This is a genomic window from Streptomyces sp. NBC_00829 (assembly GCF_045161795.1).
In the GTDB taxonomy this organism is placed as follows: domain Bacteria; phylum Actinomycetota; class Actinomycetes; order Streptomycetales; family Streptomycetaceae; genus Streptomyces.
The window spans coordinates 1281212-1307285 of sequence record NZ_CP108867.1 but is presented as its reverse complement, the minus strand read 5'-3'; the positions used below and the strand labels follow the sequence as shown (position 1 = coordinate 1307285).

Below are 26074 nucleotides of genomic sequence, written 5' to 3'. Positions count from 1 at the left end.
AGACCGCTTCACTGACATCCTGTGTCAGTGAAGTCCAGCCGTCTCGTCTCGATCCTGCTGCTGCTCCAGACCCGCGGGCGGATGACCGCCGCCCAGCTCGCCGAGGAGCTGGAGGTGTCCGTGCGCACGGTCTACCGTGATGTCGACGCTCTGCACGGGGCGGGGGTGCCGCTGTACGGGGATGCGGGCCACGCCGGTGGTTACCAGCTCCTGGCCGGGTACCGCACCAGGCTGACCGGGCTCTCCGCAGGGGAGGCCGAGGCCCTCTTCCTGTCCGGCATCCCGGGACCGGCCGCCGAGCTGGGACTCGGCTCCGCCCTCGCCGCCGCCCAGCTGAAACTGCGTGCGGCGCTGCCCGCGGAGCTGCGCGCCCAGGCGGACCGGATGCGGTCCCGTTTCCATCTGGACGCTCCCGGCTGGTACGCCTCCGACGACGAGGTCCCGTATCTGACGGCGGTCGCCGACGCCGTGTGGCACAGCCGGGTGCTCGACGTGCGCTACCGGCGTTGGAAGGAGCCGACCGATGTGGACCGGCGCCTTGAGCCGTACGGGCTGGTGCTGAAGGCCGGCCGCTGGTACGTCGTCGCGGGGCCCGGCCCACGCACCTACCGTGTCGACCAGATCCTTGAACTCCTCCCGGGCGACGGCGCGTTCGAGCCGCCCCCGGACTTCGACCTGGCCGCGTACTGGAAGCGCTACCAGACGGACTTCCACGCCCGGCTGTACAGCGGCGAGGCACTTGTCCGGCTCTCACCGGCCGCGGCGGAGGGTCTGACCGGAGGAGCCGCCCGCGCCCTCGCCGGCACCGGTACGACGGAGTCCGACGGCTGGGTGCGAGCGCTGCTTCCCATCGAGTCCGAGGAGCGGGCGCACCGGGAATTCCTGGCCATGGGTGCGGAGGTCGAGGTCGTCGGACCGCCCGGCCTCCGTGCGCGGCTGGCCGCGACCGCCCGCGCGCTCGCCGAGCGGTACGCCTGAGCACGGCCCGGCAACACGTCCTGGCGGCGGCCGACGGGGGACGCCTGCGCGCTCCGCAAGGGCTCAACGCTGTCGCCATGGACGCTCTCGCCGGACTCCTCGACGGACCGCGTGCCAGGGGAGCGTTCCTGCTCCGTATGGTGATGGAGCCGCCGTGGTCCGTGCGCATCGAGGACCGCGCCCCGCTCTCCCTGCTCTGCATGACCGCCGGCGAGGCATGGATCGTGCCTGACCAGGGTGACCCCGTGCTGCTGCGCCCCGGCGACGTGGCGATCGCCCGAGGCCCGGGTCCCTACACCACGGCGGACGAGATCACTCGCGTGCCGACGGCCCTGATCGGCCCGGGGGGCACCTGCCACACCCTCCAGGGCGAACCGCTCGCGGAATCGATGCACTTGGGCGTACTGAGCTGGGGCAACGACCCCGAAGGCTCGGCCACCATGCTGGTGGGGACATACCAGATGAAGGGCGAGGTCAGCGGGCGGCTTCTGGACGCGCTGCCGGAGCTGCTTCATCTGCCGGCCGACGTCTGGGACTGCCCGTTGATGCCGGTGCTGGACGACGAGATCTCACGGGACGAGCCCGGCCAGAGCGTGGTGCTGGACCGGATCCTCGACCTGGTGCTGATCGCCGTGGTCCGTGCGTGGTTCTCGCGTCCGGACGCGGAGGCGCTCGCCTGGTACCTGGCCATGGGAGACCCGGTGGTGGGCCGGGCGCTGCGGCTGCTCCAGGACGATCCCGCCCATCCCTGGACCGTCGCCTCCCTCGCCGCCACGTGCGGGGTGTCCCGGGCGCAACTGGCACGCCGCTTCAACGAGCTGGTGGGGGAGCCGCCGATGGCCTACCTCACCGGCTGGCGGCTCGCGCTCGCCGCGGATCTGCTGCGGGACACGGACGCCACCGTCGAGGCGGTGGCCAGGAAGGTGGGCTACAGCGGCTCGTTCGCGCTGAGCGCCGCGTTCAAGCGCGTACGGGGCGGCAGCCCCCAGGAGCACCGCACCCGCGGCGGTTTGCCGGATCGGCAACAACATTCGCCGTGACGGCATGTCCGGGCGAAGCTGGGCCCATGAGTCATCACCACGACACGACACACATCGACTGGGACGAGATGAGTGCGCTCCTGGAGCGCAACGCGGAGTTCCAGAGCCCTCTGTACCGGCAGGCCGCGGCCTGGCTCGGCGAGCTGCTGCCGGTGGCCGGCGTCCGCCGGATCCTTGACATCGGCAGTGGCCCCGGAGTGCTGACGCTGCTCCTTGCCGAGGCGTTCCCGCACGCGGAAGTGGTCGCCGTGGACGCCACCGAGCCACTGCTCGCGCGTGCCCGCGCACGCGCCGAGTCAGCCGGCCTCGCCGACCGGATCCGCACCCAGCTCACCGAACTTCCCGATGGATTCGAGGAGTTGGGTGAGGCCGATCTGATCTGGGCGGGCAATTCGGTGCACCACATCGGCGACCAGCGGGCGGCGCTCGGCGCCCTCGCCCGGCTGCTGCGCCCGGGGGGACTGCTCGCCGTCGCGGAGGGCGGACTGCCCGCACGTCATCTGCCACGGGACATCGGCATCGGGCGGCCGGGTCTGGAGGGCAGGCTGGAGGCGGCCGCCGGCGAGTGGTTCACCGAGATGCGTGCCGCGCTGCCCGGGGCGAAGGACGAGGTCGAGGACTGGCGAGCACTGACGGCCACCGCGGGACTCGCACCGAGCGGGACCCGCTCTTTTCTGCTCGATGTCCCCGCGCCGGTCCCGACGGCCGCACGCGAACACATGGTCTCCGCTCTCGGCTGGCAGCGGAAGATACTGGAGGGGCGGCTGACGGCCGACGACGCCGCCGTGCTCGACCGGCTGCTGGACCCCGAGGACCCGCAGTCTCTGATGCACCGGCCCGACGTCTTCCTGCTCGCCGCGCGCACGGTGCACACCGCCCGCAGGGACTGACTCAGGAGCAGGGCTCGAGCCGCCACCACTGGCCGGGCGAGTCGGTGTCCTCCCACTGCTGGACATTCGCCCCGTCGGCCGTGCTGCCGTCAGCGACTTCGAGCAGCAGTCCGCTGATGAAGCTGACGACGGTGACCGTGCCCGGGGCGTCCAGGTGCTGCTCGATGATCCACTCCTGGGCGCCGAAGTTGTTGGCCTTCCACTGCTGGATGTTGGCGCCGTTCTCGGTCGAGGCGTTCGCGACGTCCAGACGTTTGCCGCTGGCCGCGTTCACGAAGTGGTAGAGCCCGCTGCCGTTGGGCACGGGTTCGACTCGCCACCGCTGAGCGGGGGCTCCGCTCTCCTTGCCCTGCTGGACGTTGACGCCACTGCCTCTGCCGCCGCCGTACACCTCGAGGAGCAGCCCGCTGCCGATGTTGCGCACCAGATAGAGCCCCGGTGCCAGTGCCCCGCTCAATGTGCCTGCTCCTCGGTCGGCGACGTCGCATATGTGCTGACGATCGTACGAGATGCAGGCCTGCGAAACGGCATCCCCGTGCATCATGGTGCATTACTGAACAAACCGTCCCAATGCGCATAGCTTGTGCGCATGACGTCTTCCTTCCACCTCAAGCGTGTGCTGGTCGGACGCCCCCTGGACAGTGCCCGGTTGGGGGAGACCCTCCTTCCCAAGCGGCTGGCGCTGCCCATCTTCTGCAGCGACCCGCTGTCCTCCGTGGCGTACGCGACGGAGGAGATCCTGCTGATCCTCGCCCTCGGCGGGGTCACGCTGCTGCATCTGGCCTGGTACGCGGCGGCGGCGATCATCTTTCTCCTGGTGGTGGTCGTCGCCTCGTACCGGCAGACCTGCTACGCGTACGCGGGTGGTGGTGGCGCCTATGTCGTCAGCGCCGAGAATCTTGGGGCGAACGCCGCGCTGACCGCGGCGAGCGCCCTGCTCGTCGACTATGTGCTGACCGTCGCCGTGTCGGTCGTCTCGGGGGTCTCCGCCATCACCTCGGCCGTGCCCGCCCTCTCCGACCACGATGTGGCGCTGTCGGTCGGCTTCGTCGTCGTACTGACCGTCATGAATCTGCGCGGGGTGCGGGAGTCGGGCCGTATCTTCGCCGTTCCCACGTACGGCTTCATCGCGACGATCTATCTGATGTTCGGGGTCGCGGTCATCCGGCTGCTGTCCGGCTCGACCATCCGCGCCGAGTCGGCGGACCTGCCGATCAAGGAGGCGTCGGTGTACACCGGCATCGGCCTGGTGCTGCTGACGCTGCGGGCGTTCGCCTCCGGCTGTACGGCGCTGACCGGGGTCGAGGCGATCAGTAACGGCGTGCCGGCGTTCCAGCAGCCCAAGAGCCGCAACGCCGCCAACACGCTGGCGATCATGGGCTTCTTCGCGGTGACGATGTTCGGCGGCATCACCGTTCTGGCGATGGTCTACAAGGTGCATGTGGCCGCCGATCCGACCGAGTTGGGCCTCGCGCCCGGCACCCCGATGTCCACCGCCCTGGCCCAGATCGGCCGCGCCACCTTCGGTGACGCGCATGTGCTCTTCTATCTGCTCCAGACGGTCACCGCGGGCGTCCTGGTACTCGCCGCCAACACGGCCTTCAACGGATTTCCCATGCTCGCCTCGATCCTCGCCCGCGACGACTACGCGCCGCGTCAGCTGAAGAACCGCGGCGACCGGCTCGTCTACTCCAACGGCGTGGTGCTGCTGGCGCTCGCCGCGATCGCCCTGATCGTCGCCTTCGACGCCGAACTCACGCGGCTCATCCAGCTCTACATCATCGGGGTGTTCGTGTCCTTCACGCTCTCCCAGGCCGGGATGGTCAGACACTGGCGATCCGCGCTGCGCGCGAGCCCGCCGCACGCCCGTCGCATCCATATGCACAGAGCCATGGCGATCAACTCGGTCGGAGCGGTCCTGACCGGGCTGGTCCTGGTGATCGTGCTGATCACCAAGTTCACGCACGGCGCCTGGCTGGTGGTGATCGCGATGCCGCTGCTGTTCGTGGGGATGAAGGGCGTGCACCGCCACTACCGGAAGGTGGCCGCCGCGCTTGCCGTGTCCCCGGGTGCCCGGCCCCGGCCGCCGGCCCGTCATCACATGCTGGTCCTGATCGCGGCGGTGAACGCGCCCACGCTCAGGGCTGTTGCGGTCGGTCAGGCGATGCGGCCGACATCGCTCACCGCGCTGACCGTGGCCGCGGACGCCGAGGAGGCGCGGCTGCTGCGGGACCAGTGGGGCGAGCATGCCCCGGATGTGGCGCTGACCGTGCTGCATTCGCCGTACCGCGAGGTCATCGCGCCCGTGCTCGCCCACATCCAGGAGGTCGCGGACGCCGATCCCCACTCGCTGGTCTCGGTGGTCATCCCCGAATACGTGGTGGGTCACTGGTGGGAGCATTCCCTCCACAACCAGATCGCGCTGCGGCTGAAGGCGCGACTGCTGTTCAACCCCTCGGCCGCGGTCATCGACGTGCCCTACCGGCTGGATTCCGCCACCTGACATGACACGCGCTTCCCCACGCGGATCGCCGCCCCGATGACAGGGGCGGCGATCCGTGTGCGAGACGGTGCGCCTGCGCGCTTGTGCGTCAGCCGATCTCGAACGTGGCCGGGTCGGGTCCTATGCGCTTGCCCTCGTCCAGGGCCGCGACGGCGGCCAGGTCGTCGGTGTCCAGCTCGAAGCCGAACACATCGATGTTCTCCCGGATGCGGGACGGGGTCACGGACTTGGGGATCACGATGTTGCCCCTCTGCAGATGCCAGCGCAGTACCACCTGGGCGGGGGTGCGGCCGTGCTTCTGCGCGATCGCGACGACCGTCGGGACCTCCAGGAGGCCCTTGCCCTGACCCAGCGGGGACCATGCCTCGGTCTTGATGCCGTGCCGGTCGTGGAAGGCGCGCGACCGGCCCTGCTGGAGCTGCGGGTGGAGCTCGATCTGGTTCACGGCCGGGACCACGGAGGTCTCGCCGAGCAGGCGCTCCAGGTGCTCCGGGAGGAAGTTGGAGACGCCGATCGCCTTGGCGCGGCCGTCCGCGTAGACCTTCTCGAAGGCCTTGTACGTGTCCACGTACGCGTTCTTGGAGGGGCGCGGCCAGTGGATCAGATACAGGTCGATGTAGTCGAGACCCAGCTTGTCGAGCGAGTCGTCGAAGGCGCGCAGGGTCGAGTCGTACCCCTGGTCGCTGTTCCAGAGCTTGGTGGTCACGAAGAGTTCGTCACGGGGAATCCCGGTTGCGGCGAGGGCCTTGCCGGTGCCCGCTTCGTTGCCGTAGATCGCAGCCGTGTCGATGCTTCGGTAGCCGGCCTCAAGAGCCGTGCCGACCGCCTTCGCCGCCTCGTCGTCCGGCACCTGCCAGACGCCGAAACCGAGCTGCGGCATCGCGAGGCCGTTGTTGAGCGTGATGGAGGGGACCTTGCTCACGAGCGGTCGATCCTTACGTCGTCGGTTGGTACTCGGAAATACAACGATCAACGCACCGGGCGGATTCCCGACCTCGAAGTTGGCCTGATACGGCTCCGACCTTATCGGTCCGAACCATTGACCGCGTCCCATCAAGACGCGACTCAGGAGTGGACGGTCCAGTCGGCCTCCGCGAGGACCGCCTCCGCGGAGTCAAGGTGGCCAACGGCACCACCGCGGGGCGCCCCATGGAGTCTTCGTCAACGGCGCGGTCGTCTCCGCGAACCCCTGCCCGCTCCGGGCGGCACCTCGGCCGTCAGCTGTAGAGGTGTCAGCTGTAGAGGGCGTCGACCTCGACCGCGTAGGCCGTCTCGATCGCCTTGCGCTTGAGCTTCAGCGACGGCGTCAGCAGACCGTGCTCCTCGCTGAAGGGATGCGCCAGAATCCGGAACGTACGGATCGACTCGGCCTTCGACACCAGGGTGTTGGCCGCCACCACCGCCCGTCTGATCTCCATCTCCAGCTCCGGGTCCCGCACCAGCTCGGCCGCCGGCAGCGGTGCCTTGTTCTGCATGGCGAGCCAGTGCTCCACGGCCTCCTGGTCCACCGTGACCAGCGCCGCGATGTACGGACGGTCATTGCCGACGACGATGCACTGCGCCACCAGCGGATGGTTGCGCACGCGCTCCTCCAGTGCCGCGGGTGAGACGCTCTTGCCGCCCGAGGTCACCAGGATCTCCTTCTTCCGCCCGGTGATGGTCAGATAGCCGTCCTCGTCCAGCGCCCCGAGGTCCCCCGTCGCGAGCCAGCCGTCGTGCAGGACGGCGTCGGTGGACTTCGGGTCGCCCAGGTATCCGCCGAAGACATGGCCCCCGTGCAGCCACACCTCGCCGTCCTCCGCGATGTGCACGGTGGTACCGGGGATGGGCTGGCCGACCGTGCCGTAGCGGGTGCGCTCGGGCGGGTTCGCCGTCGCCGCCGCCGTCGACTCGGTGAGTCCGTACCCCTCGAAGACGGTGATGCCGGAGCCTTCGAAGAAGAGCCCGAGCCGCCGGTCCATGCCGGAGCCGCCGGACATCGCGTGCCGCACCCGGCCGCCCATCGCGTCGCGCACTTTGCCGTACACGACCTTCTCGAAGAACTGGTGCTGCATCCGCAGTCCGGCGGACGGCCCGGGGCCGAGCCCGAAGGCGCGGTGCTCCATCGCCTCGGCGTACTTCACCGCGACCTCGACGGCCTTCTCGAACGGGCCCGCCTTCCCCGTCGCCTCGGCCTTGCGGCGGGCGGCGTTGAAGATCTTCTCGAAGATGTACGGGACAGCCAGGATGAACGTCGGCCGGAACGCCGCCAGATCGGGGAGCAGGGCGCTCGCCTGCAGCACGGGCTGATGGCCGAGCTTGACCCGGCCGCGGATCGCCGCGATCTCGACCATCCGGCCGAAGACGTGCGACAGGGGCAGGAAGAGCAGCGTGGCCGCCTCGTCGCCGGGCTTGGAGTGGAAGACGGGCTCCCAGCGGCCGATCATGGTGTCGGCCTCGAACATGAAGTTGGAGTGCGTGATCACACAGCCCTTCGGGCGGCCGGTGGTGCCCGAGGTGTAGATGATGGTGGCGATCGAGTCGGGGGTCACCGCCCGCCGGTGCCGGTGCACCACCTCGTCCTCGATGTGGGCGCCCGCCTGGACGAGCTCGGCGACGGCCCCGGCGTCCAGCTGCCACAGCCGTTGCAGCTGCGGGAGCCGGTCGACCACCGAGCCGATGGTCATCGCGTGGTCCTCGTGCTCGACCATGCACGCCGTGACCTCGGAGTCGTGCAGCATCCAGAAGACCTGCTCGGCCGAGGAGGTGGGGTAGATGGGCACCGACTGGGCGCCCACCGTCCAGAGCGCGAAGTCGAACAACGTCCACTCATAGCGCGTCGGACACATCAGCGCGACGCGGTCGCCGAAGCGCACACCCTGCGCGAGGAGCCCCTTGGCCAGTGCCAGCACCTCGTCGCGGAACTGCGCCGACGTCATGTCCTGCCAGCGGCCCGCCGTGTCCTTGCGGCCGAGGGCGACCCGGTCCGGATCGCTCTCCGCGTGGTCGAAGACCGCGTCAGCAAGTCCGCCGACCTGAGGCGCCGCGGCCATGGGTGGGACAGTGAACTCGCGCAATGACCTGCTCCTTGTGGCGCTCCCCGCACAGCGCCGTGACGGTACCCCACCGCGCTGCCCGGCGGGAGGGGCCGCGCGAACTGTGGACGAATGGCATCGCCACAGGTCAGGCGTAGATTTCCGGCCACAAAGGGCCGAGCACGGGCGTGCTTCTGACCTATCAGTAAGTAGGGTGCGCGGGAATCTCCACCGAATCTGTACGCAGCGACCACGGTCGCTCTACGGAGCCGGCGCCTTGGTCCGTACCTGCTGTCTGACGGCCCTCGCGCCGCTCAGTCCCGGCCGGGCGGCCCGTGCAGATCTCCGCCCGCCAGGACCGAGGCCGCCAGCGCATCCGCCGCCTCCTGCGTGCCACGGCCCGCGCCCGCGCGGCGGCCGTGCAACAGGACGAAGTCCACGTCCCCCAGCTCCGGCAGGCCCGCACGGGCGGGCACCGGGACGAGACCGGGCGGGACGAGCCCGCGGGTGTGGGCCATCACTCCCAGCCCCGCACGCGCCGCCGCGATCAGACCGCTCAGGCTGGTACTCGTACACGCGATGCGCCAGGCCCGGCCGTCGGCCTCCAGCACCTCCAGGGCGCGGGCGCGCGTGATGCCCGGCGGCGGAAAGACGATCAGCGGCACCGGGCGATCCGGGTCCAGCCGCAGCCGCGGCGCGCCGATCCAGGTCAGTGTGTCCTGCCAGACCAGCTCGCCGTGCGTGTCCCCGGCCCGCCGCTTGGCCAGCACCAGATCCAGCCGGCCCGCCGCCAGCCGCTCGTGCAGGGTCCCCGAGAGTTCGACCGTGAGCTCCAGATCGACCTCCGGGTGATCGCGCCGGAACGCCTGAAGGATCTCCGGGAGCCGCGTCAGCGCGAAGTCCTCGGAGAGCCCGAAACGCAGCCGCCCGCGCAGCCGTGTCCCCGCGAAGAACGCGGACGCGCGCTCGTGCGCTTGCAGGATCGACCGCGCGAAGCCGAGCATCGCCTCGCCGTCCTCCGTGAGCTCCACGCTGTGCGTGTCCCGGGTGAACAGCTGCCGGCCCGTCGCGTCCTCCAGCCGCCGCACATGCTGGCTCACCGTCGACTGACGCAGCCCGAGCCGGCGGGAGGCCCGGGTGAAGCTCAGGGTCTGGGCGACCGCGAGAAACGTACGCAGCTGGGCCGGGTCGTACATGCTTCCAGGCTATCGCGATCCGTGATGACAGTCAGAGTGGTGTACGGGATTCCCGATCGTCCGCGAGCGGAGCACCATGGGAGGGCACGACCACCCCGGACCGAGAGCAGGTGGAGCACATGAGCCGCCGCGCATCTCCCGTACAGGCCTGGCTGCCGGTCGATCCGTTCATCACGGCTCTGCTCGGCACGGTCGTCCTCGCGGCCCTCCTCCCGGCGTCGGGCCGGGCGGCGGACGCGGCGGACGTGGCGTCCACGGGGGCCGTGGCACTGCTCTTCTTCCTCTACGGCGCGCGTCTGTCGGTGCGCGAGACACTCGGCGCCCTCAGGCACTGGCGGCTCCATCTGACGGTCCTGGCCGCGACCTTCGCGGCCTTTCCCCTGCTCGGTCTCGCCGCCCGGAACCTCCAGCCACTGCTGCTCACCCCGCAACTCGCGGACGGGCTGCTCTTCCTGTGCCTCGTCCCCTCGACGATCCAGTCCTCGATCGCCTTCACCTCGATCGCCCGCGGCAACATCCCGGCGGCGATCTGCGCCGGCTCCTTCTCCAGCCTTGCCGGCATCCTGCTCACCCCGCTGCTCGCAGCCCTGTTGCTCGGCGGTGGCGGGGGCTTCTCGGGGGACTCGGTGCTGAAGATCGTCCTTCAACTCCTGGTGCCGTTCCTGGCGGGGCAGCTGCTGCGGCGGTGGACCGGCGGTTTCCTCCTCCGTCACAAGAAGGCGCTGGGCCGCGTCGACCGGGGCTCGATCCTGCTGGTCGTCTACACGGCCTTCAGCGAGGGCATGGTCGCGGGCGTCTGGCACCAGGTGACCCCTCTGCGGCTCGGCGGACTCCTGCTGGTCGAGGCGCTCGTCCTGACGGCGATGCTGCTGCTCACGTGGTACGGCTCGAAGCGGCTCGGCTTCGGCCGGGCGGACCGGATCGCGATCCAGTTCGCCGGCTCGAAGAAGAGCCTGGCGGCGGGGCTGCCCATGGCGAGCGTGCTGTTCGGCGCGCAGGCGGCAGTGGCGGTGCTGCCGCTGATGCTGTTTCACCAGATGCAGTTGATGGTGTGTGCGGTGATGGCGAGGCGGAGGGCGGGGGAGGGGGCGGCGGTCAGTTCCACTCCCCGCCCGGCCACCTCGCGGACCCTGGCGCCCGCCGCGCCTGACAGGATCACCGGGTGACCACGACGTACGCCATACGCCCCTTCGGCGCCCGCCCCTGCACCCTGGTCGTATGCCGCGGCTGCTGCTGCGGTGACGCCCGCAAGAAACCCGGCACCGACCACGAGGGGCAACTGACCAGGATGCGTGAAGCCGCCGTGGCGTCCGGCGGTCGGCTCGCCGTGCGGACGAGCGAGTGCCTCGGACCGTGCGGCCAGGCGAACGTGATCGTCGTCCAGCCCTCCGCCGAGGGCCGCCGCAGAGGAGCCCGTGCGACCTGGATCGGCTGGGCGCTCGACGACGACGCGACGGACGACGTCCTGACGTGGGCCGCGGCAGGCGGTCCCGGCATCGCCGAACCCCCGGCCACCCTCGCGCTCCAGGTGATTCCACCGCCCTCCGAAGCGCGACGCCGTGCGGAGCGCGCCTGATGGCCACGACGCACCACCACCGTGGGACGCAATCCCACACAGCCCCTTCACGTAGCGGTTCGGGAAAACCGGCCACAGGGGTGATCGCGATCTGCTGAGATGTGATGCACGGATCGTGACGTGGGGGACGGACGGATGCGGCAGCACTTCGGGCACTTACTCGGCTTGCCCGCGGCTGTCCCGCCCCTGCCCAGATCGCCGCTGATCCCGCAGGCCGACGAACTCTTCGCGGAGCAGCGCCGACTGGGACTGCGCCACGCCGTCGACGCGCTCTTCCCGGGCGAGGCCAGTACTCGGGCCGCGACGGTACGCTTCCGGATCCTCGACGGACTCCAGGTGCCCGGCCGGGGCCGGCACTGGCGCCTCGTGAACCGCGAGAGGCTCCACGAGGCACGCGACGCCCGGCTCGCCGTGCCCGGTGCGGACCGGTCCGCCATCACGTCCCTCTTCACCCGCTACGACCGCATCCTCACCGCCGACCCGATGGGCCTGCGCCGTCTCGCACTGTACGAACTCGTCGGGCTCCTCCAGGACCACCCGCGCGGCTTCGTCACCGAATCCGCCCAGGAGCTCGGTGTCGACCCCGCCGAGGCCGAGGCGCTGGCCGCGGCGGCACGGCTCGAACCTGTACGCACGGCCGAACTGAGGGAGAGCGCCGAGCACATCGTGGACGCCTGGCGGGCGAACCGGTTGCACCAGACGCACGCGTACGCGCGGAAACTCGGCGACCCGGGCGGCGACCAGCGGCTCCACCGGTTCCTCCGGCGGATCGGGAAGCGCCGCGACCAGGTCAAGGAACTGCTGGCCCAGGGCGAACGGCTGGTGCGGTCGGGAGCCCCGGCCGCCGGCGCGGCCCTGCATCTGCGGGCCACGCGTATCGCCGTCGACGAACCCGCCGCGCTGGCGGCCCTGTTACGCGCGACGGCAGCGGCCACCGACGCGACACCGGGTCCGACACCCGGCGCGCCACCGGAGGCGAGAGCCGGCACGGCAACCCGGTCCGTCACCGCCCGCATCCTGCCCGACGGCGTCCAGGTCGACTGGCCCGGCGCGGTCGGCACCCGCGGACCGTACCGAGTGCTGCGCGTCCGAGGCACCCGCTGGACCGAACTGGCCGACGCCACCGACCGGACAGCGCTCACCGACACATCCGCACCGCTGGGCGAGCACATCCGCTACGCCGTCCTCCCGCTCGACAGCTCCGGCGACCGCAGAATCCGCGAACTCCCCGCCATGAGCGCCCCGGTGCACTTCGCCCCGGACGTCGGCGACCCGCGGCTCACCGACGCCCGCGCCCGGGTCACCGCCCGCTGGAAGACCCCGCCCGGAGCCCGCGGCGTACGCGTCGAACGGCACGCGGCAGGCCCGATCGCGGTGACGGCGGACCGCGACGGCTTCACGGACGAGCAACTGCCCCCGGGAGAACACAGCTACACGATCCGCTGCCGCTACCGCACGGCCGACGGGGTGGAGACGACCTCCCGCGGCGTCACGGTCGGTGCCACCGTGCACCCCTGGCCCGAGCCCGTCACCGGGCTCGACGCCGCGCCGGGCGCGCACCCGGGCAGCATCGCCGTCCGCTGGGCGGGCGGGACCGGAGCCGTCGTCCGGTTCGTCGATCTGCCGGGTCCCGCCCCGGCCGAGGGCTCCGACGCACTCGCGGAAGACCTCCCCGCCGAGGTCCCCTGGGAACGCATCCCCGCCGCGGCCACGCCGACCGGCACGGACACGCCGTACGCCCTGGAGCTGCGCCCGCCCTGCGGCACCCGCGCCCGGCTGACCGCCGTCGCCGTCCTCGGCGAACGCGCCTGTGTCGGCCCCTCGGTGAGCGTCGAGGCCCCCACCCCTGTCGAGCACCTCACCGTCCTGCGTGAAGCTCCCCAGGACATACGCGTCACCTTCGACTGGCCGGGCGACGCCGACCGCGTCCTCGTCCGCTGGGAGCAGTCCGGCCACGAGCGGAGCAGGACCGTCACCAAATCCGCGTACCGGACCAGAGGAGGTCTCGAACTGACCGCAACCACCGCCGGAGCCCGCTTCCGCGCCGAGCCCGTCGTCCTCGCCGAAGCCGATGTGATCATCCCCGCCGAGGCCGGCACGGCCGTGTTCCTGCCGCCCTATCTGGCCGTCTCGTACGACCTGGTGAAGCCCGGCTGGAGAGCGGGCCGGCGCCGCCGCGTCATCGTCCGCACCCAGTACGCGGGCACCGGAGACATCGACGACGGCCCCGGTGGGCTGCCGGACTTCGTCCTGGTCGCCCGCTCCGGGCCGGGCAGTGGCAAGGTGCCGCCGCCCCGCCCCCGCAACCCCGGAGACGGAGCCACCGTGCTGCGGCTCAGCGGCGACGAGATCGGCGGCGGCCCGGTCCAGCGGGACATCGACATCGACATGGCCCTCGGTGGCGAGGGGCCGCCGTACAGCCTCCGCGCCTTTCTGCTCGGCCCCCGCGCCGACTCCGCGCGACTCGAAGAACCCCCGCACGAACGCTTGGTGGTGCGCTGACGTGACAACGGTCATCTGTCCCTACTGCTTCGCCCGCGGACCCGCATCGCGGCTCCGCTACCGCTGCCTGATGGCCCGTACCGGCGTCCGCGGCGGACGCCAGGCATGCGCGCCCCAGCGCGACGACACCTGGGCCGAGTTCAAGGGCAACGCCGCCGCGCCCCAGGCCCGGATGCGCGGCCCGGTCTTCGACGTACGGCGCACCCTCGGCCTCGGCGGCAACCGCGCCGCCTGCCCCGACTGCGGTGTCCTCACCCCGGTCCGGGTGTGCGCCTCGTGCCACAGCGACCTGCCCAGCGACTACTGCGACCAGGACAGCCGCATCATCGCGCTGGTCGGAGCCAAGGCGACCGGCAAGAGCACCTATGTCACCGTCCTCGTCAACGAACTGCGTCACCGCGTCGGCAGCGCCTACACGGGCGCGCTCGCCGCCATGGGCAGCGACACCCAGCGGCGCGACAGGGAGATGGCCGCCGAGCTGTACGACCGCCTGCACCTTCCGGGGGCCACCCGGCCTGCCGCGCTCGGCTTCAACGACCCGCTGCTGTACCGGCTGAGCCTGCCCAACGCCGGACGGTTCGGCGACGGCACCCGGCACACCGCCCTCGTCTTCTTCGACGCGGCCGGCGAGGACCTCAAGAACGCCGCCGCCATGGACCGCTACACCGACTACCTCGCCGCCGCCGACGGCATCATCCTGCTCGTCGACCCCCTCCAACTGCCCTCCGTACGCGAAGAGCTGCCGCCCGGCGAAGGCCCGCCGCTGCCCCCGGTGGAGACCTCGCCGCAGCAGATAGCCGCCGACATCGCAGGCCAGCTGCGCGGCCACGGCAGGCGCGGCGCGCGCGGCAAGGTGACCACCCCGCTGGCCGTGGCACTCACCAAGACCGACATGCTCAGGCCGCTCCTTCAGCCGCACTCGCCGCTGCTGGGCAACGCGCGCCACGAGGGCGGCACGTTCGACGACGCGGGCCGCACGGCCGTCCATGAAGAGGTGCGTTCGCTGCTGGAGGGCTGGGACGGAGGCGAACTCCACCGCCGACTGGACCGCGACTTCGCCGACATCTCCTTCTTCGGCCTGTCCGCGCTCGGCTCGCCGCCCCCGGCCACTGCGCCCGCCGATGTGCCCAAGTCGGGCCCGCAGCCCGTCCGGGTCGAGGACCCCCTGCTGTGGCTGCTCGTCCGACGAGGACTGCTGCCCGTACGCAAGGCCAAGGGAGGCGGCTCATGAACAGGAACACCCACCTGCCCCAGTTGCACTACACCTCCGCCGCGCCCGGGCCTGACGGCTCCGGATTCCGCTTCACGGCGGTGAGCGACGACGTCCCCGCGAATCTGCTCCGTGAGATCGAGCAGCTCATCGGATACGAGCCGCCGCAGGACGCGCCCAGCCGTCCTTCACCGGACGAACTGGCCCGGTTCCCGGCGGCGTTCACACACAGCACGCTCTCGGACGGCAGCCGCCTGCTCTGCCACAGCGTCTACACCGGAGCCGACTACAGCGGCCGGTACGGCAACTTCCACGCGCACGCCATCTGGCTGCCCGGCGGCGAACCGGTCCCGGCCGGCCTGCTTCCGGTCGAGCTGTGGGAGTCCCCGTCCTGGTCCTCCCTCACACCCGAGGGCGGCCGTCCCGAGCCACTGGCCGAACTCTCGCCCGGCCGCCGGACGGGCCGGCAGAGCCTCACGGCCTTCGCCGGTGCCAGGGCCGAGCGGCTGCCCGCGTTCCTCGCCGACGTACGGGCCCTGTTCACCACGTCCGACGCGCCCCAGCTGATCGTCGTCGAACGTGAAGCGCACGACATCGTCCAGTGGATCGCCCTGGCCAGCGCCGTACTGCCGCGTGAGCTCGCGGACCGGCTCACCTTCACCTCGTACACCCGCCGTCCCCTCCAGGCCGGGCAGCAGATCGTGGGAATCCTCCCGGACGCGGGCTTCGGCCTCTCCGGCGGCGCCGACCACCGCTACCGCGTCCACGACGGCACCGGGGGCGCGTCCGGCCCCGCCGGTGAGGACGCGTGGGCGTCGGTGGCGGCCCGTATCTGGATCGCCGGGATCCCCCGGCTCTTCACCGCCGCCGCACGACTGCCGCCCGAAGGAGCGCATGACGGGCCCTTCGACCATGGACGGCTCGCCGCCGTCGCGGCGGCCGAGAGCGTGCCGCTCGACACGGCGGGCCGGGCGGCGGCGGCGCGCTGGGCCGCGCGTCACGGGCGCGGCCTCGACGCCGAGTTCTGGGGCCCCTTCCTGGCCACGCTGGCGGCAGGCGGCGATCCGCGCACGTCCGAGGAGTGGCTCGCTCTCGGGCCGCTCGGGGCCCAGCTGGCTCTGATGGCCGACGCCCCGGCGACCGAACCGCTCAAGCAGGATCTGCAGGCCGCCCTGACGTCGGTCGGGCATGCCCCGCTCGACCTCGTGCTCGCCCTGCTCGACCTGGCCGACGCCCTCGCGGTGGAGACGACGGGGGTCCTGCCCCTGCTCGCCGAACGGGCCTCGGCGGCGATGCTCGGCGCCGAGGACGCGGATGAGGAACCGGCGGTTGTCGCCGCCGCGCTCGGCCGCCACCCGGGCATCCGGGGCGCGGTCCTCGGCGAACTGGACCGGGCGGCAGCGTCCGGCGACTGCGCCCGTCTCGCCGCCGTCGTCCGCACCGCCATGCCGGACGCGGATCTCACCGAGCACCCGCACCTGCGGATGGGCGACGCCGCCGCACACCGACCTGCGGGCGAGGACCCCGTGCGGACCTTCCACACCCTGGTCGCCGAGGCCGGTCCCGAACACAAGGGCCGTCCGGCCGTACTGCGCACGGCCTGCCGGCTCGCATGGGCCGACCACCCGATCACCTGCGGCCAGGCGCGGCTCCTCGTCAACGAGCTGCCTCCCGACTGGCTCGGCCCCTCCGGCGTCGAGACCCTGGTGACCGAGGCGGCCCTGACCGCCCCGGCCCACGACACGGACGCCCCCGAACTGGCTGCGGACCTCCTGCGGTACGCGACCGGCACCCTCGACCCCCGTACCCGCAGCGCCCTGTCCGTGCTCGCACTCGCTGGGCGGATCGCCGACGGCGTGGCCGCGCCCGGATTCACCGAACAAGCCGTCGCCCTGTCCCGGATGGCCCAGCCGCTGGAGCCCGCCATCGCCGAGAGAATCGGCCGTGACATCGCCCGCACGCTGCTTTCCGGCCAGCCGCCACCGGGCGAACTGGAACAGCTCGCCCGCTCCGGCGACCCGGAACTGCTCGGCGTCTACGAGACCGTTGGGCGCTCGGACGACGTACGCGACCGGCTGCTCACCTCGACGGGGTATGCCGCCGTCTGCTTCTTCCAGTGGTCCAGCGGCCCCGGCCTCAACCCCGCGTGGGAGAAGACCCGCACCGCCCTCCTCGCCGATGTGCTGCGGCCCGTCGTACGCCGCATGACCCCGGAGACCATCGCCGAGGTCGTAGGACACCTGGAGCGGCCGGGCGGCCGATGGGCGCGCGACTTCCAGGAGTGGAACCGGCCCGGCCGGATCGCCCGGTTCGGCGGCCGGCTGCTCGGCCGCAAATCGTCCCAGACACCGCCAGGGCCCGGCTCGCCGGGCACCACCCCGCCCGGTCAGGAGCGCCGCCGATGAGCCCATGGCTGTCCTACCCCCTGGTGGCCTATCTGCTGTTCGCCGGGGCGACAGCGCTGTTCGTCGCGCTCTATGCCATTCCGGCCGTCACCGTGCGCGCCGTCGGAGCCATGGGCCGGCGGCTCGGCCCCTGGCAGACCGGCGCGTCCGACTCGCGCATCGTCCCCGTCTCCCAGGACGAGCCCGCGCAACTCTCCTACTGGACGCGGCAGTTGCTCCAGGACACCCTCAGCTCCACGGCCGAGGCGGTGGCCGTGCTGCGCCGGATGCTGATATCCGAGTGGCTGGGCAGGGTCACCAGAAACCTGCTGCGCGGACGACGGCCCTCGTCCGCGCCCGGCGAGAACGCCTTCACCAGCACGGTGATGACGCTCACCGGACCCGGATTCGGACTCGGAGCCATCGTCGGCACGACGGCCGCCGCGCTCTTTCTCGTGCTCGTCGTGCTCCTCTTCGGCGCACTGCTCGCCCTGGTCTGCGCGGCACTCGCCGCCGCGGCCCTCCTTCTGCGCGGCCTCGACCGGGCGGGACTGCTCGCCCGCAGCATCCGGATGAAGTGCCCCTACCCGGGCTGCTACCAGCCGATGGATCTCCCGGTGTACCACTGCCCCGGCTGCAAGGCGGCCCACCGCAGGCTGCGTGCGGGCCGGTTCGGCGTGCTCCGCCGGGTCTGTGCCTGCGGAAAGCGGCTGTCCACCAGCTTCCTGACGGGCCGCCACAAGATGGACGCGTACTGCCCGCGCTGCGATCACGCCCTGCCCGGCTCGCTCGGCACCATGCGGATCGTGCACATCCCCATCGTGGGAGGCACCTCGTCCGGCAAGACCATGCTGATGGCCGCCATGGTGGCAGGGCTGCGCTCCTGGTCGGAGCGCGGTCAGCTCGCCGTCGACTACGCGACCTCCGAGGACCAGCGCGAACTGCGCCGGCTCAAGGACCAGCTGGACCACGGCGACGGCTGGGTGCAGAAGACGGCGGCGCAGCAGCCCAGGGCCTTCATGCTTCAGGTCACCCGCGGCCGTCGCCGCCGGCTGCTGTATCTGTACGACCCGATGGGCGAGACCTTCGGCGACGCCGGGGCCGTACGGGAACAGCAGTATCTGGCGCACGCCGACGGGGTGGTGCTCGTCGCCGACGTGCTCGCCGAACCGGAGGTGCGCCGGGCCCTCGGCGGCAACGACGCCCAGCGGGCCGTCGACGCGCGCCCCTCGCCCGAGGGACCCAAGGACACCTACGACCGACTCGCCGGCGAGTTCGCCGCGATGTCGGGCCGTCGCGCCAGGACGCCCGTCGCCACCGTCGTCACCAAACGCGACGTACTGGACCAGCTGGACTCGTTGCCGACGCCCGGATCCCGTATCGACGAATGGCTGGCCCGGATCGGACTCGGCGACCTCGTGCAGAGCCTCGGCCACGACTTCGGCGACACCCGCTACTGGGCGGTCAGCGCCCACGCGGCCACCGGAGCCGGCGCACTCGACGGGGAGAGCAGGCGGGCGGCCGAGTCCGTCCTGTGGCTGCTCTCCCGAACCGGACTGCCCGTCAAACCCCTGCTCACCAGTGAGGCGGGGAAGCGATGACGGGTGCACACAGCAGGACCAGGGTGAAGACCGACCGCACACACCGGGGGTGCGCGCAGTGAGTTACGTACCCGATCACACGGCACGTGGGCGGCGTGTCGTCCTGGGCCTGTTCATCATGGCGGTCGTCATGGCCACGGCCGCCCTACTTCTGACAGTGGGAACACTGCTGACCTGGGCGGTGCCCGAATGAGGGCGCGGCCGTGCACGAAGGCACGGAGGAGGACACGGAGTGAGTGACATTCCCGGCGGCCCGATGGAGAACCGGCCGGTTCATTTCATCTGGATTCTCGATGTCTCGTACTCGATGATGGGCGAGAAGATCGGGCAGCTCAACTACGCCATCCGCGAGGCCATTCCCGAGATGCGCTCGGTGGCCCACGACAACCCCGCCGCTCAACTGCTGCTGCGGGTACTGACGTTCTCGTCCACGGCCAGCTGGCACGTGGCGGACCCGACGCCCGTCGAGAGCTTCACCTGGCAGGACGTCCAGGTCGACGGCGGTACCAATCTCGGGGACGCGCTCTACGCCGTCGCCCGCGAGCTGGAGACTCCGCCGATGCCGCAGCGTGCGCTCAAACCGGTGCTGGCTCTCGTCTCCGACGGACAGCCGCTCGACGAGTGGCGCGAGGGCCTCAAGGCCATCGACGCCACCCCCTGGGGCAAGAAGGCCGTCCGTGTGGCCATCGGTATCGGCGCCGACGCCGACCGCAGTGTGCTCCAGGAGTTCCTCGCGAACCCCGAGCTCGATGTGCTGGACGCCAACAGTCCCAAACAGCTCGCCGCCGCGATCCGCTGGGCCTCCACGGCCGCGGTCAAGGCCGCGTCGCAGCCCGTCGCGGGGGGCGGCCCCGCCACCAAGCAGCTCGCCCCGGCGTACGCACCCCCCGCGCTGGACGACGACGATGACGACGACGTGTGGTGAGCGTGCCGCACGAAGAGATCCCGGACATGCGCTGGCACATTCTGAACGGCAGCGTCCAAGGGCCCGCCAAGTCCCTGAACCAGGACTGGACGGACTGGGAGAGCACCCCCGACGGCGCACTGCTCCTGGCGGTCGCCGACGGTCACGGCTCCGCCGGTCATCCCCTGAGCCATCTGGGCGCCCGCTATGCCGTGGACGTCTTCAAGCTCTGCGCCGCGGACTTCGCCGCCCGCGCCCGCCAGGCCGGGGGCGGCGGACTGCGGCGGCTGTGGGCCGACGCCCACGACCGGGTGCCGCGGGAACTGGTGCGCACCTGGCAGGACTGGGTCGTCAAACGGCACCGCTCGAAGCAGGGCACGTCGCATCCCGCCGTGCACGATCTGGTGCGCGCCTACGGCACCACACTGATCGGCGCGGTCCTCACCGAGGGGCTCTTTGTCGCCTGGCAGCTGGGGGACGGCGATCTGATGATCGTCGACGCCGACGGCACGGTCGCACAGCCGCTGACCCCCGCACAGCCCGAACTGGGCGACGAGACCGAGTCGATGTGCAGCAGGCAGGCGTGGGACCTGGTGCGGGTGCACTGGGCCCCGGTCAGCGACCCGGCCAGGCTGCCCCGCCTGGTCGCACTCTCCACGGACGGCCTCTCCAACAGCTTCGCCGCCCGGGACGGATTCGTCCGCTTTGTGCAGGAGGTCGACGAGCGGATCGCGGCGGAGGGCCCCGCCGCGATCGGCGAGGCCCTGCCGGATTGGCTGGCACGCGCGGGCAGCTACTCCGGCGACGACACCACCGCGGTCGTGGCGTGCCTTAGGCGGCCCGCCCCCGCCCCCACAGAAACGGAGGACTGATGTCCGGCATGCTTGACAGCGATACCCGGCTGACGACGGACACCGGGGCCGAAGTGGCGGTCGCCGGTATGCTCGGCGCCGGCGGCCAGGGCGAGGTCTACCGCGTGAAGACACCGACCGGCGACAAGGCCCTCAAGTGGTACTACCCCGCATGTGCCACGGCCGAGCAGCGGACCATTGTCGAGGGCCTGGTGGGCCGCGACTTCGACGACGACCGGTTCCTGTGGCCGCATGCCTTTGTGACCGGCGGACGTTCCGGAGGCTTCGGCTATCTCATGGACATCCGGCCCGACCGGTACCAGGGGCTGCCCGCGCTGTTCCGCAGGCAGTTGCGGACCAGCCCGCTGGCCCTGGTCACCGCCGGACTCAACATGGTCGAGGCGTACCAGTCCCTGCACTCACGAGGCATCGCCTACCGGGACATCTCCTGGGGCAACATCTTCTTCGACCCGGACAACGGAGACGTACTCGTCTGCGACAACGACAACGCCGTCAGCGAAGGGGACAGCACCGGCATCTCCGGGACGATGGAGTTCATGGCCCCCGAGCTGGTGCGCGGCGACTCCGGGGCCGTCCCCGGCACCCAGACGGATCTGCACTCCCTGTCGGTACTGCTGTTCATGCTCCTGATGAACCATCACCCCCTCAAGGGGCGGGCCGAGCTGGAGATCCGCTGCCTGGACGAAGCGGCGGAGAAGCGGCTGTACGGCAAGCGGCCCGTCTTCGTCTTCGACCCCCTCAACGACGAGAACCGGCCCGATCCCGTCGAACACGGCACGGTCCTTGCGACCTGGGCCACAGCCCCTCCCGTCCTGCAGAAGCTCTTCACCCAGAACTTCACGGAGGGCCTCCACGACGGAATGCGCCGCGTCCGCGAGACCCAGTGGCGGCACGCACTGAGCGAGGTGCGCGACACCATCGTCGTCTGCGCGGAGTGCGGACGGCAGAACATGACGGAGCCGCAGTCGTCGACGCCCGGTGTCTGCTGGTCTTGCGGGCGGACACTCATCCTGCCGCCCCGGCTGGTCGTCACCACCCTCCGCCCGAAGGTCGAGAGGAATCTACGGCTGCGCCGGGCCGCCAGGGTGTACGCCCACCATCTGGTCGCCGAGCCCGTCCGGCACCGCTACGACGACGCCACCCTCGTCGCGGAGCTGGTCGAACACCCCCAGAAACCGGGGAAGTACGGCCTGGCGAACCGGTCGGCGGAGAGCTGGACGGCCCGCAAGGCCGACGGCACTGTCCAGCAGGTGGCACCGGGCCAGAGCGTGCCGCTGCGGTCCGGCCTGGAGATGCAGATGGGGTCCGCGGCGCGGGCTGTCGTCAGCGCGGACTGACGCCCTGCGCGCGCCCTCGCCCTACAGCCCGACGGCTCCGCCGACGGCCTGGGCGAGGGTGAGCGCGGCACTGCCCGCTCCCGCTCCCGCTGTGATCGTGGTCAGCCACGACTGCACCCGGCCCCGGTTGAGCGCGCGGCCCTCGGCCTGGGCGCCGGCGATCTCCGCCTCTACCAGCTCGGCCTGAAGCGCCAGATCGGGCCGCTCGGCCCGCAGGAGCTCGACCAGCCGGGTCGCGAGGAGGACCGGATCGGCAGCCTGCGCCCCCTGGTTGTTCTGGGTGTTGCCGTAGGTGTTCTGCGTGTTGTTCTCGCCGATCTGATGACCGCTGCCGCTCACATTGCCGATGTTGAAGGTGCTCATCTCTCTCCCTCGTTCACCTGGTGTCACGTGGTCTTGCCGCCGCCGCTCGGTGGCGTCCCTCCGCCGCCCGCACCGCCTCCGGGCCCGCCCGCACCACCGGGTCCGGCGTTGTTCTGGTTGTTGTTCGGGCCGACCTGGGTGTGATTGCCGCTGATGGACCCGATGTTGTACGTCTGGTTGTTGATCACCTTCTGGGCGTCGTCGAGGTCGCTCGCATCGACGTTGTGGCTCACCAGGAACCTCTTCGTAGCGATCAACGCCCCTTGCTGAAGCCGCTGGAACGCGTCGCTGGCGTCCATGCGCTGGTCGAAGTTCATCCGGTCCGTGTCCTGCGCGACCCGCTCGCGCAGACTGTCCAGGGCTCCGTAGTCGTACGCGACCTTGTGCTTGGTGATCTCGCGGCGGATTTTGCGCAGGTCCCGGGCGTGCGCGGCCCTCCGGGATCTGCGGCGCAGCATCCGCCCAGGGGCGCTCAACAGCATCCAGCGCAGACTCGTGGCCGTGTGCCGGGTCAGCTGCCACCACTCCTCGAAGCCGCCGAGCGGCAGATAGGCCACATACGCGTAGTGCTCGTCGACCGGAGGCAGCACATAGGCGGCGACCGACCAGGAGAGCCGGTCCATCACCAGACGGGCCCGCAGATGCATCGACATGACGTACTTGCCGCCGTGGCCGACCATCTCCAGGCTGAGATACGTGCGCATGCCACCGCCCTCACGGAGCACACCGGACTGCACCAGCTGCTTGTCGATCCGGGTCAGCGGGTGCCGGGTCGCGTCGGGCAGCAACTGCGGGCCGAGAGAGGGCACATGGAGCCCGCGCACGTAGAGCCGGTTGCGGGCCCGCAGGCCGTCGAGGCCGGCTATGCCGCTCATCTCGCGCGCCATGTACGCGTGCAGATCCACCGCGTCGAACGGCTTCTTCACGAGCGTGCCGCCCGCGGGGTTCTCGGCGGGGCGGCTGACGTCCACGCTCGGCCAGACGAACTCCGTGACGAAGTCCCCGCTCCCGACGAACGGCGTGTCCGCCTCCAGACGTGCGTCGTAGGCGACGACATTGGCCTGGCGCAGGGACTTGAGGTGGTCCTCGGTCTCCTTCTCCAGCGGTGGCGCAAGATCCTGCGGCTTGCGCTGCCCGCGGTAGACCTCGCGTGCGGCGATCCAGGCGAAGTGGGTGCAGTGGTGGATCGCGAACCAGGCCGCTGCCAGGACCACCGCGGCGGCGATACCGAAACCCGCCGCCGCGTCGGGTAACCCGTTCCCCAGCGAGACGAGCGCGGCGAGCAGACAGGCGACGAGGGCCGACAGCAGCACGGCCAGCTGTGCATCACGCGACCGGCGCCGCCGCTGCGCCGCACCGGCATGCCGCACGAGCGCGATCAGATTGATGCCGAGCGGGAGCCCGACCGCCTTGATCCGGTCCGCCGTGAACTCCTCCAGCGCCTCCATGGCGAAGTTCTCGTCGAGATGGGTGTGCGCGCACAGCAGCCGGGTGACGGCGTCGTCGCTGTACTGCGGCAGGGACGGCAAGGTGCGTGGCGTCATGAGGTCCCCCTCCTGGTGATGCCACATCCAGACTAGGCAGACGCGGCCTCCCTGTCCCCGGATTGGGTGGCCCGGACCGGCCAAGCCGGGGCACGCGTTCCGGCCGTGCGCCCCTGGCGGGAGCCGTTTCCGGCCACCCGTTCACCCAGTCTTCGCCAAGTGGTTGCCGCTGAGGCCCCCTTGCGCACAAGCCCTTCGCCTACCGTGCCGGACATCCCCCGACGGACCACCCGCGGAGACGTCCATGTGCAGCCCGCTCCACCAGCCCGACACGCCCTTTCCGGCCGGCGCCAGCCGGCGTACGTTCCTGCGCGCCACCGGCCTCACGGGCGCTGCCACGGCCGCGGCGGCCGCCGCGGGGGGCCTCGCCGCAGCCGCACCCGCCTCCGCCCTGCCCCGGCAGGAAGCCGCTGACAACGTTGCCGCATGGCGTCCCGACCCCGACAGCCCCAGATTCACGCTCGTCGTCATGCCGGACACCCAGTACCTCTTCGACGGCGCCAGCATCAACGCCGCTCCCGTCGAGGCATCCCTGCGCTACATCCTCGACCACGGCCGCGACGAGAACATCGTCTTCCTGTCCCACCTCGGCGACCTCACCGAGCACGGCCTCCACGAGGAATTCGCGCCCCTGGGCGAGGCCTTCGAGCTTCTCGACCGGCGGCGCGTCGGCTACAGCGTCCTGGCGGGCAACCACGACATCGACTCCTCGACGGACGACCGGCGCGGCCGAACCCCCTACCTGGACGCCTTCGGCCCGCGGCGGCTGCGCGGGCTGCCCACCTTCGGCGGAGCGACGCCCGACGGCTACAACACGTACCACCTCTTCCGCGCCGCCGGCCGTGAGTGGCTCGTTCTCGCCCTCGACTGGCGGCCGTCCGCCGCCGGACTCGCCTGGGCCAGGGACGTCATCAAGAAGCACCCGAGGACGCCGGTCATCCTCACCACACACGAGCTCGTCTACGCCGACCGGTACGGTGACGAGGCCGACTTCTCCCCGCACGGCAAGCACCTGTGGGACGAGCTGATCGCCGAGAACGACCAGATCTTCCTCACCCTCAACGGCCACTACTGGCCGGCCGCCCGCACCACCCGCAAGAACGCGGCGGGCCACGATGTGCACCTGCACATCACCAACTACCAGAACCGTTACTACGGCGGCAGCGCGATGATCCGCCTCTACCGCTTCGACCTCGCCCGAAACACCGTCGACGTCGAGACCATCTCCCCGTGGATCCTCGGCCGTGCGGACGAGAGGCTCAACGAGCTGGAGCGCCGCGAGATCGAGATGACCGGGCCGCAGGACAGCTTCTCCGTACCCATCGACTTCGACGAACGCTTCGCCGGCTTCGCGCCCGTCCCCGTCCGTGGGCCCCGCCCCGCCGCGAAGATGCTGGTGCCCGGCACCGTCGCGTACTGGCGCTTCGACGGCCCGCATCCCGACGGCTCCCCGGCCTCCGCCGCCCTGCGCGTCCCCGACCTGTCCGGCCACGGCAACCACCTCACCCGCGAACCCGTCCCCGGCTCCCCGGCAGACGCCCTGCGCTGGTCCGCGGACCACCATCCCGACCAGCCGGGACACGGCAGCCTGCACTTCGACGGCGGCAAGCCTCCGCTGCACGGCGCGTATCTGCAGACCGCCAAGGACGCCCCGCTCAACACCAAGACCTTCCGTGCCGGCTACACCGTCGAAGCCTTCCTGCAGCTCCCCGCCGACTGGGACGCAGGCCACCACGCCTGGGGATCGATCCTCAGCCGCCGCGGCACCCTCGGCGCAGCGGGAAAGACCGAGGGGGACCCGGAAGAGCCCGTCGCCACCCTCTCCCTCTCCGACGGTCCCGGCATCCAGTGGGCGGCCGCGCCGCTGAACCGGCCCGGCCTGGTCACCAACTGGAGCCATGAGCTGGAGCGCGGCACCTGGTGGCATGTCGCCGTCGTCAACGACGGCAGGCACACCACCCTGTACATCGACGGCTGCCGGGTCGCCCGCAACCCCGCCACCCGCACCGGCGGTCTCGCCACCCTCGGTCTGCCCTGGCTGCTCGGCGCGTACGAGTACGGCGGGAAGCTCGACCAGCTGCTGCACGGCCGGCTCGGCGACATCAGGATCGTCGAACGCGCCCTGCCCGTACGCGACTTCATGAACGCCTGACCCGGCAC

The 26074-nt window shown here is 71.2% G+C and carries 21 protein-coding genes; 15 read left to right on the top strand and 6 right to left on the bottom strand.

The window, feature by feature from the left end:
* The first annotated feature begins 27 nt into the window (after positions 1-27).
* From OG293_RS05595 to OG293_RS05585, 3 genes are all read left to right on the top strand, one after another.
* A complete protein-coding gene (locus OG293_RS05595; RefSeq protein ID WP_405997647.1) occupies positions 28-978 on the top strand; it encodes a helix-turn-helix transcriptional regulator in 951 nt (316 codons plus the stop codon).
* A gap of 77 nt (positions 979-1055) precedes the next feature.
* Positions 1056-2018 carry a cupin domain-containing protein gene (locus OG293_RS05590; protein WP_405997646.1) on the top strand — a complete coding sequence of 321 codons (963 nt, stop codon included), beginning with the start codon at positions 1056-1058 and terminating at the stop codon, positions 2016-2018.
* Positions 2019-2044: 26 nt separating this feature from the next.
* Positions 2045-2908, top strand: a complete 864-nt coding sequence (locus OG293_RS05585) for a class I SAM-dependent methyltransferase (RefSeq protein ID WP_405997645.1) — start codon at positions 2045-2047, stop codon at positions 2906-2908.
* Position 2909: 1 nt separating this feature from the next.
* On the opposite strand, the gene OG293_RS05580 is transcribed toward OG293_RS05585, so the two are convergent.
* The gene (locus OG293_RS05580) at positions 2910-3365 is read right to left on the bottom strand and encodes an RICIN domain-containing protein (RefSeq protein ID WP_405997644.1); all 456 of its coding nucleotides are present in this window, start codon (positions 3363-3365) and stop codon (positions 2910-2912) included.
* Between the two features lie 132 nt (positions 3366-3497).
* Between OG293_RS05580 and OG293_RS05575 the strand changes: the two genes are divergently transcribed.
* A complete protein-coding gene (locus OG293_RS05575; RefSeq protein ID WP_405997643.1) occupies positions 3498-5411 on the top strand; it encodes an APC family permease in 1914 nt (637 codons plus the stop codon).
* 88 nt (positions 5412-5499) lie between these two features.
* Here the strand turns inward: OG293_RS05575 and OG293_RS05570 are convergent, their stop codons facing one another.
* The 3 genes from OG293_RS05570 to OG293_RS05560 all read right to left on the bottom strand — a co-directional run bounded on the left by OG293_RS05570 (position 5500) and on the right by OG293_RS05560 (position 9621).
* Positions 5500-6333 (bottom strand): aldo/keto reductase, encoded by an 834-nt coding sequence (locus tag OG293_RS05570; protein WP_405997642.1) that lies wholly within the window; start codon positions 6331-6333, stop codon positions 5500-5502.
* A 310-nt stretch (positions 6334-6643) separates the two neighbouring features.
* Complete coding sequence (locus OG293_RS05565) at positions 6644-8443, bottom strand: AMP-dependent synthetase/ligase (RefSeq protein WP_405997641.1); 1800 nt, start codon at positions 8441-8443, stop codon at positions 6644-6646.
* 296 nt (positions 8444-8739) lie between these two features.
* Positions 8740-9621 (bottom strand): LysR substrate-binding domain-containing protein, encoded by an 882-nt coding sequence (locus OG293_RS05560; RefSeq protein WP_405997640.1) that lies wholly within the window; start codon positions 9619-9621, stop codon positions 8740-8742.
* Between the two features lie 119 nt (positions 9622-9740).
* Here OG293_RS05560 and OG293_RS05555 point away from each other — a divergent pair, with 119 nt between their 5' ends.
* The 10 genes from OG293_RS05555 (at position 9741) to OG293_RS05510 (ending at position 22007) form a co-directional block, all read left to right on the top strand.
* Positions 9741-10787, top strand: a complete 1047-nt coding sequence (locus tag OG293_RS05555) for a bile acid:sodium symporter family protein (protein ID WP_405997639.1) — start codon at positions 9741-9743, stop codon at positions 10785-10787.
* Positions 10784-11197, top strand: a complete 414-nt coding sequence (locus OG293_RS05550; protein WP_405997638.1) for a (2Fe-2S) ferredoxin domain-containing protein — start codon at positions 10784-10786, stop codon at positions 11195-11197. The genes OG293_RS05555 and OG293_RS05550 overlap by 4 nt, the downstream gene beginning before the upstream one ends.
* Positions 11198-11317: 120 nt before the next feature.
* A complete protein-coding gene (locus tag OG293_RS05545) occupies positions 11318-13699 on the top strand; it encodes a hypothetical protein (protein ID WP_405997637.1) in 2382 nt (793 codons plus the stop codon).
* 1 nt (position 13700) lies between these two features.
* Positions 13701-14930, top strand: a complete 1230-nt coding sequence (locus OG293_RS05540; protein ID WP_405997636.1) for a hypothetical protein — start codon at positions 13701-13703, stop codon at positions 14928-14930.
* A complete protein-coding gene (locus tag OG293_RS05535; protein ID WP_405997635.1) occupies positions 14927-17314 on the top strand; it encodes a GTPase-associated protein 1-related protein in 2388 nt (795 codons plus the stop codon). Before OG293_RS05540 ends, OG293_RS05535 begins: the two co-directional genes overlap by 4 nt.
* Complete coding sequence (locus OG293_RS05530; RefSeq protein ID WP_405997634.1) at positions 17311-18894, top strand: hypothetical protein; 1584 nt, start codon at positions 17311-17313, stop codon at positions 18892-18894. Before OG293_RS05535 ends, OG293_RS05530 begins: the two co-directional genes overlap by 4 nt.
* A gap of 58 nt (positions 18895-18952) precedes the next feature.
* A complete protein-coding gene (locus OG293_RS05525; RefSeq protein ID WP_405997633.1) occupies positions 18953-19087 on the top strand; it encodes a hypothetical protein in 135 nt (44 codons plus the stop codon).
* Between the two features lie 63 nt (positions 19088-19150).
* Positions 19151-19819, top strand: coding sequence for a vWA domain-containing protein (locus OG293_RS05520; RefSeq protein ID WP_406003510.1), 669 nt, complete (start codon positions 19151-19153; stop codon positions 19817-19819).
* A 26-nt stretch (positions 19820-19845) separates the two neighbouring features.
* Positions 19846-20670: a PP2C family serine/threonine-protein phosphatase gene (locus OG293_RS05515; RefSeq protein WP_405997632.1), complete on the top strand. Its 825-nt coding sequence runs from the start codon at positions 19846-19848 to the stop codon at positions 20668-20670.
* Positions 20670-22007 (top strand): protein kinase domain-containing protein, encoded by a 1338-nt coding sequence (locus tag OG293_RS05510; RefSeq protein WP_405997631.1) that lies wholly within the window; start codon positions 20670-20672, stop codon positions 22005-22007. The genes OG293_RS05515 and OG293_RS05510 overlap by 1 nt, the downstream gene beginning before the upstream one ends.
* Before the next feature lie 21 nt (positions 22008-22028).
* Here the strand turns inward: OG293_RS05510 and OG293_RS05505 are convergent, their stop codons facing one another.
* Entirely contained in the window at positions 22029-22370 is a 342-nt protein-coding gene (locus tag OG293_RS05505; RefSeq protein WP_405997630.1) for a hypothetical protein, read from the bottom strand.
* 23 nt (positions 22371-22393) lie between these two features.
* Complete coding sequence (locus OG293_RS05500; RefSeq protein ID WP_405997629.1) at positions 22394-23914, bottom strand: hypothetical protein; 1521 nt, start codon at positions 23912-23914, stop codon at positions 22394-22396.
* Between the two features lie 244 nt (positions 23915-24158).
* Between OG293_RS05500 and OG293_RS05495 the strand changes: the two genes are divergently transcribed.
* Entirely contained in the window at positions 24159-26066 is a 1908-nt protein-coding gene (locus OG293_RS05495) for a LamG-like jellyroll fold domain-containing protein (protein WP_405997628.1), read from the top strand.
* Positions 26067-26074: the final 8 nt, after the last annotated feature.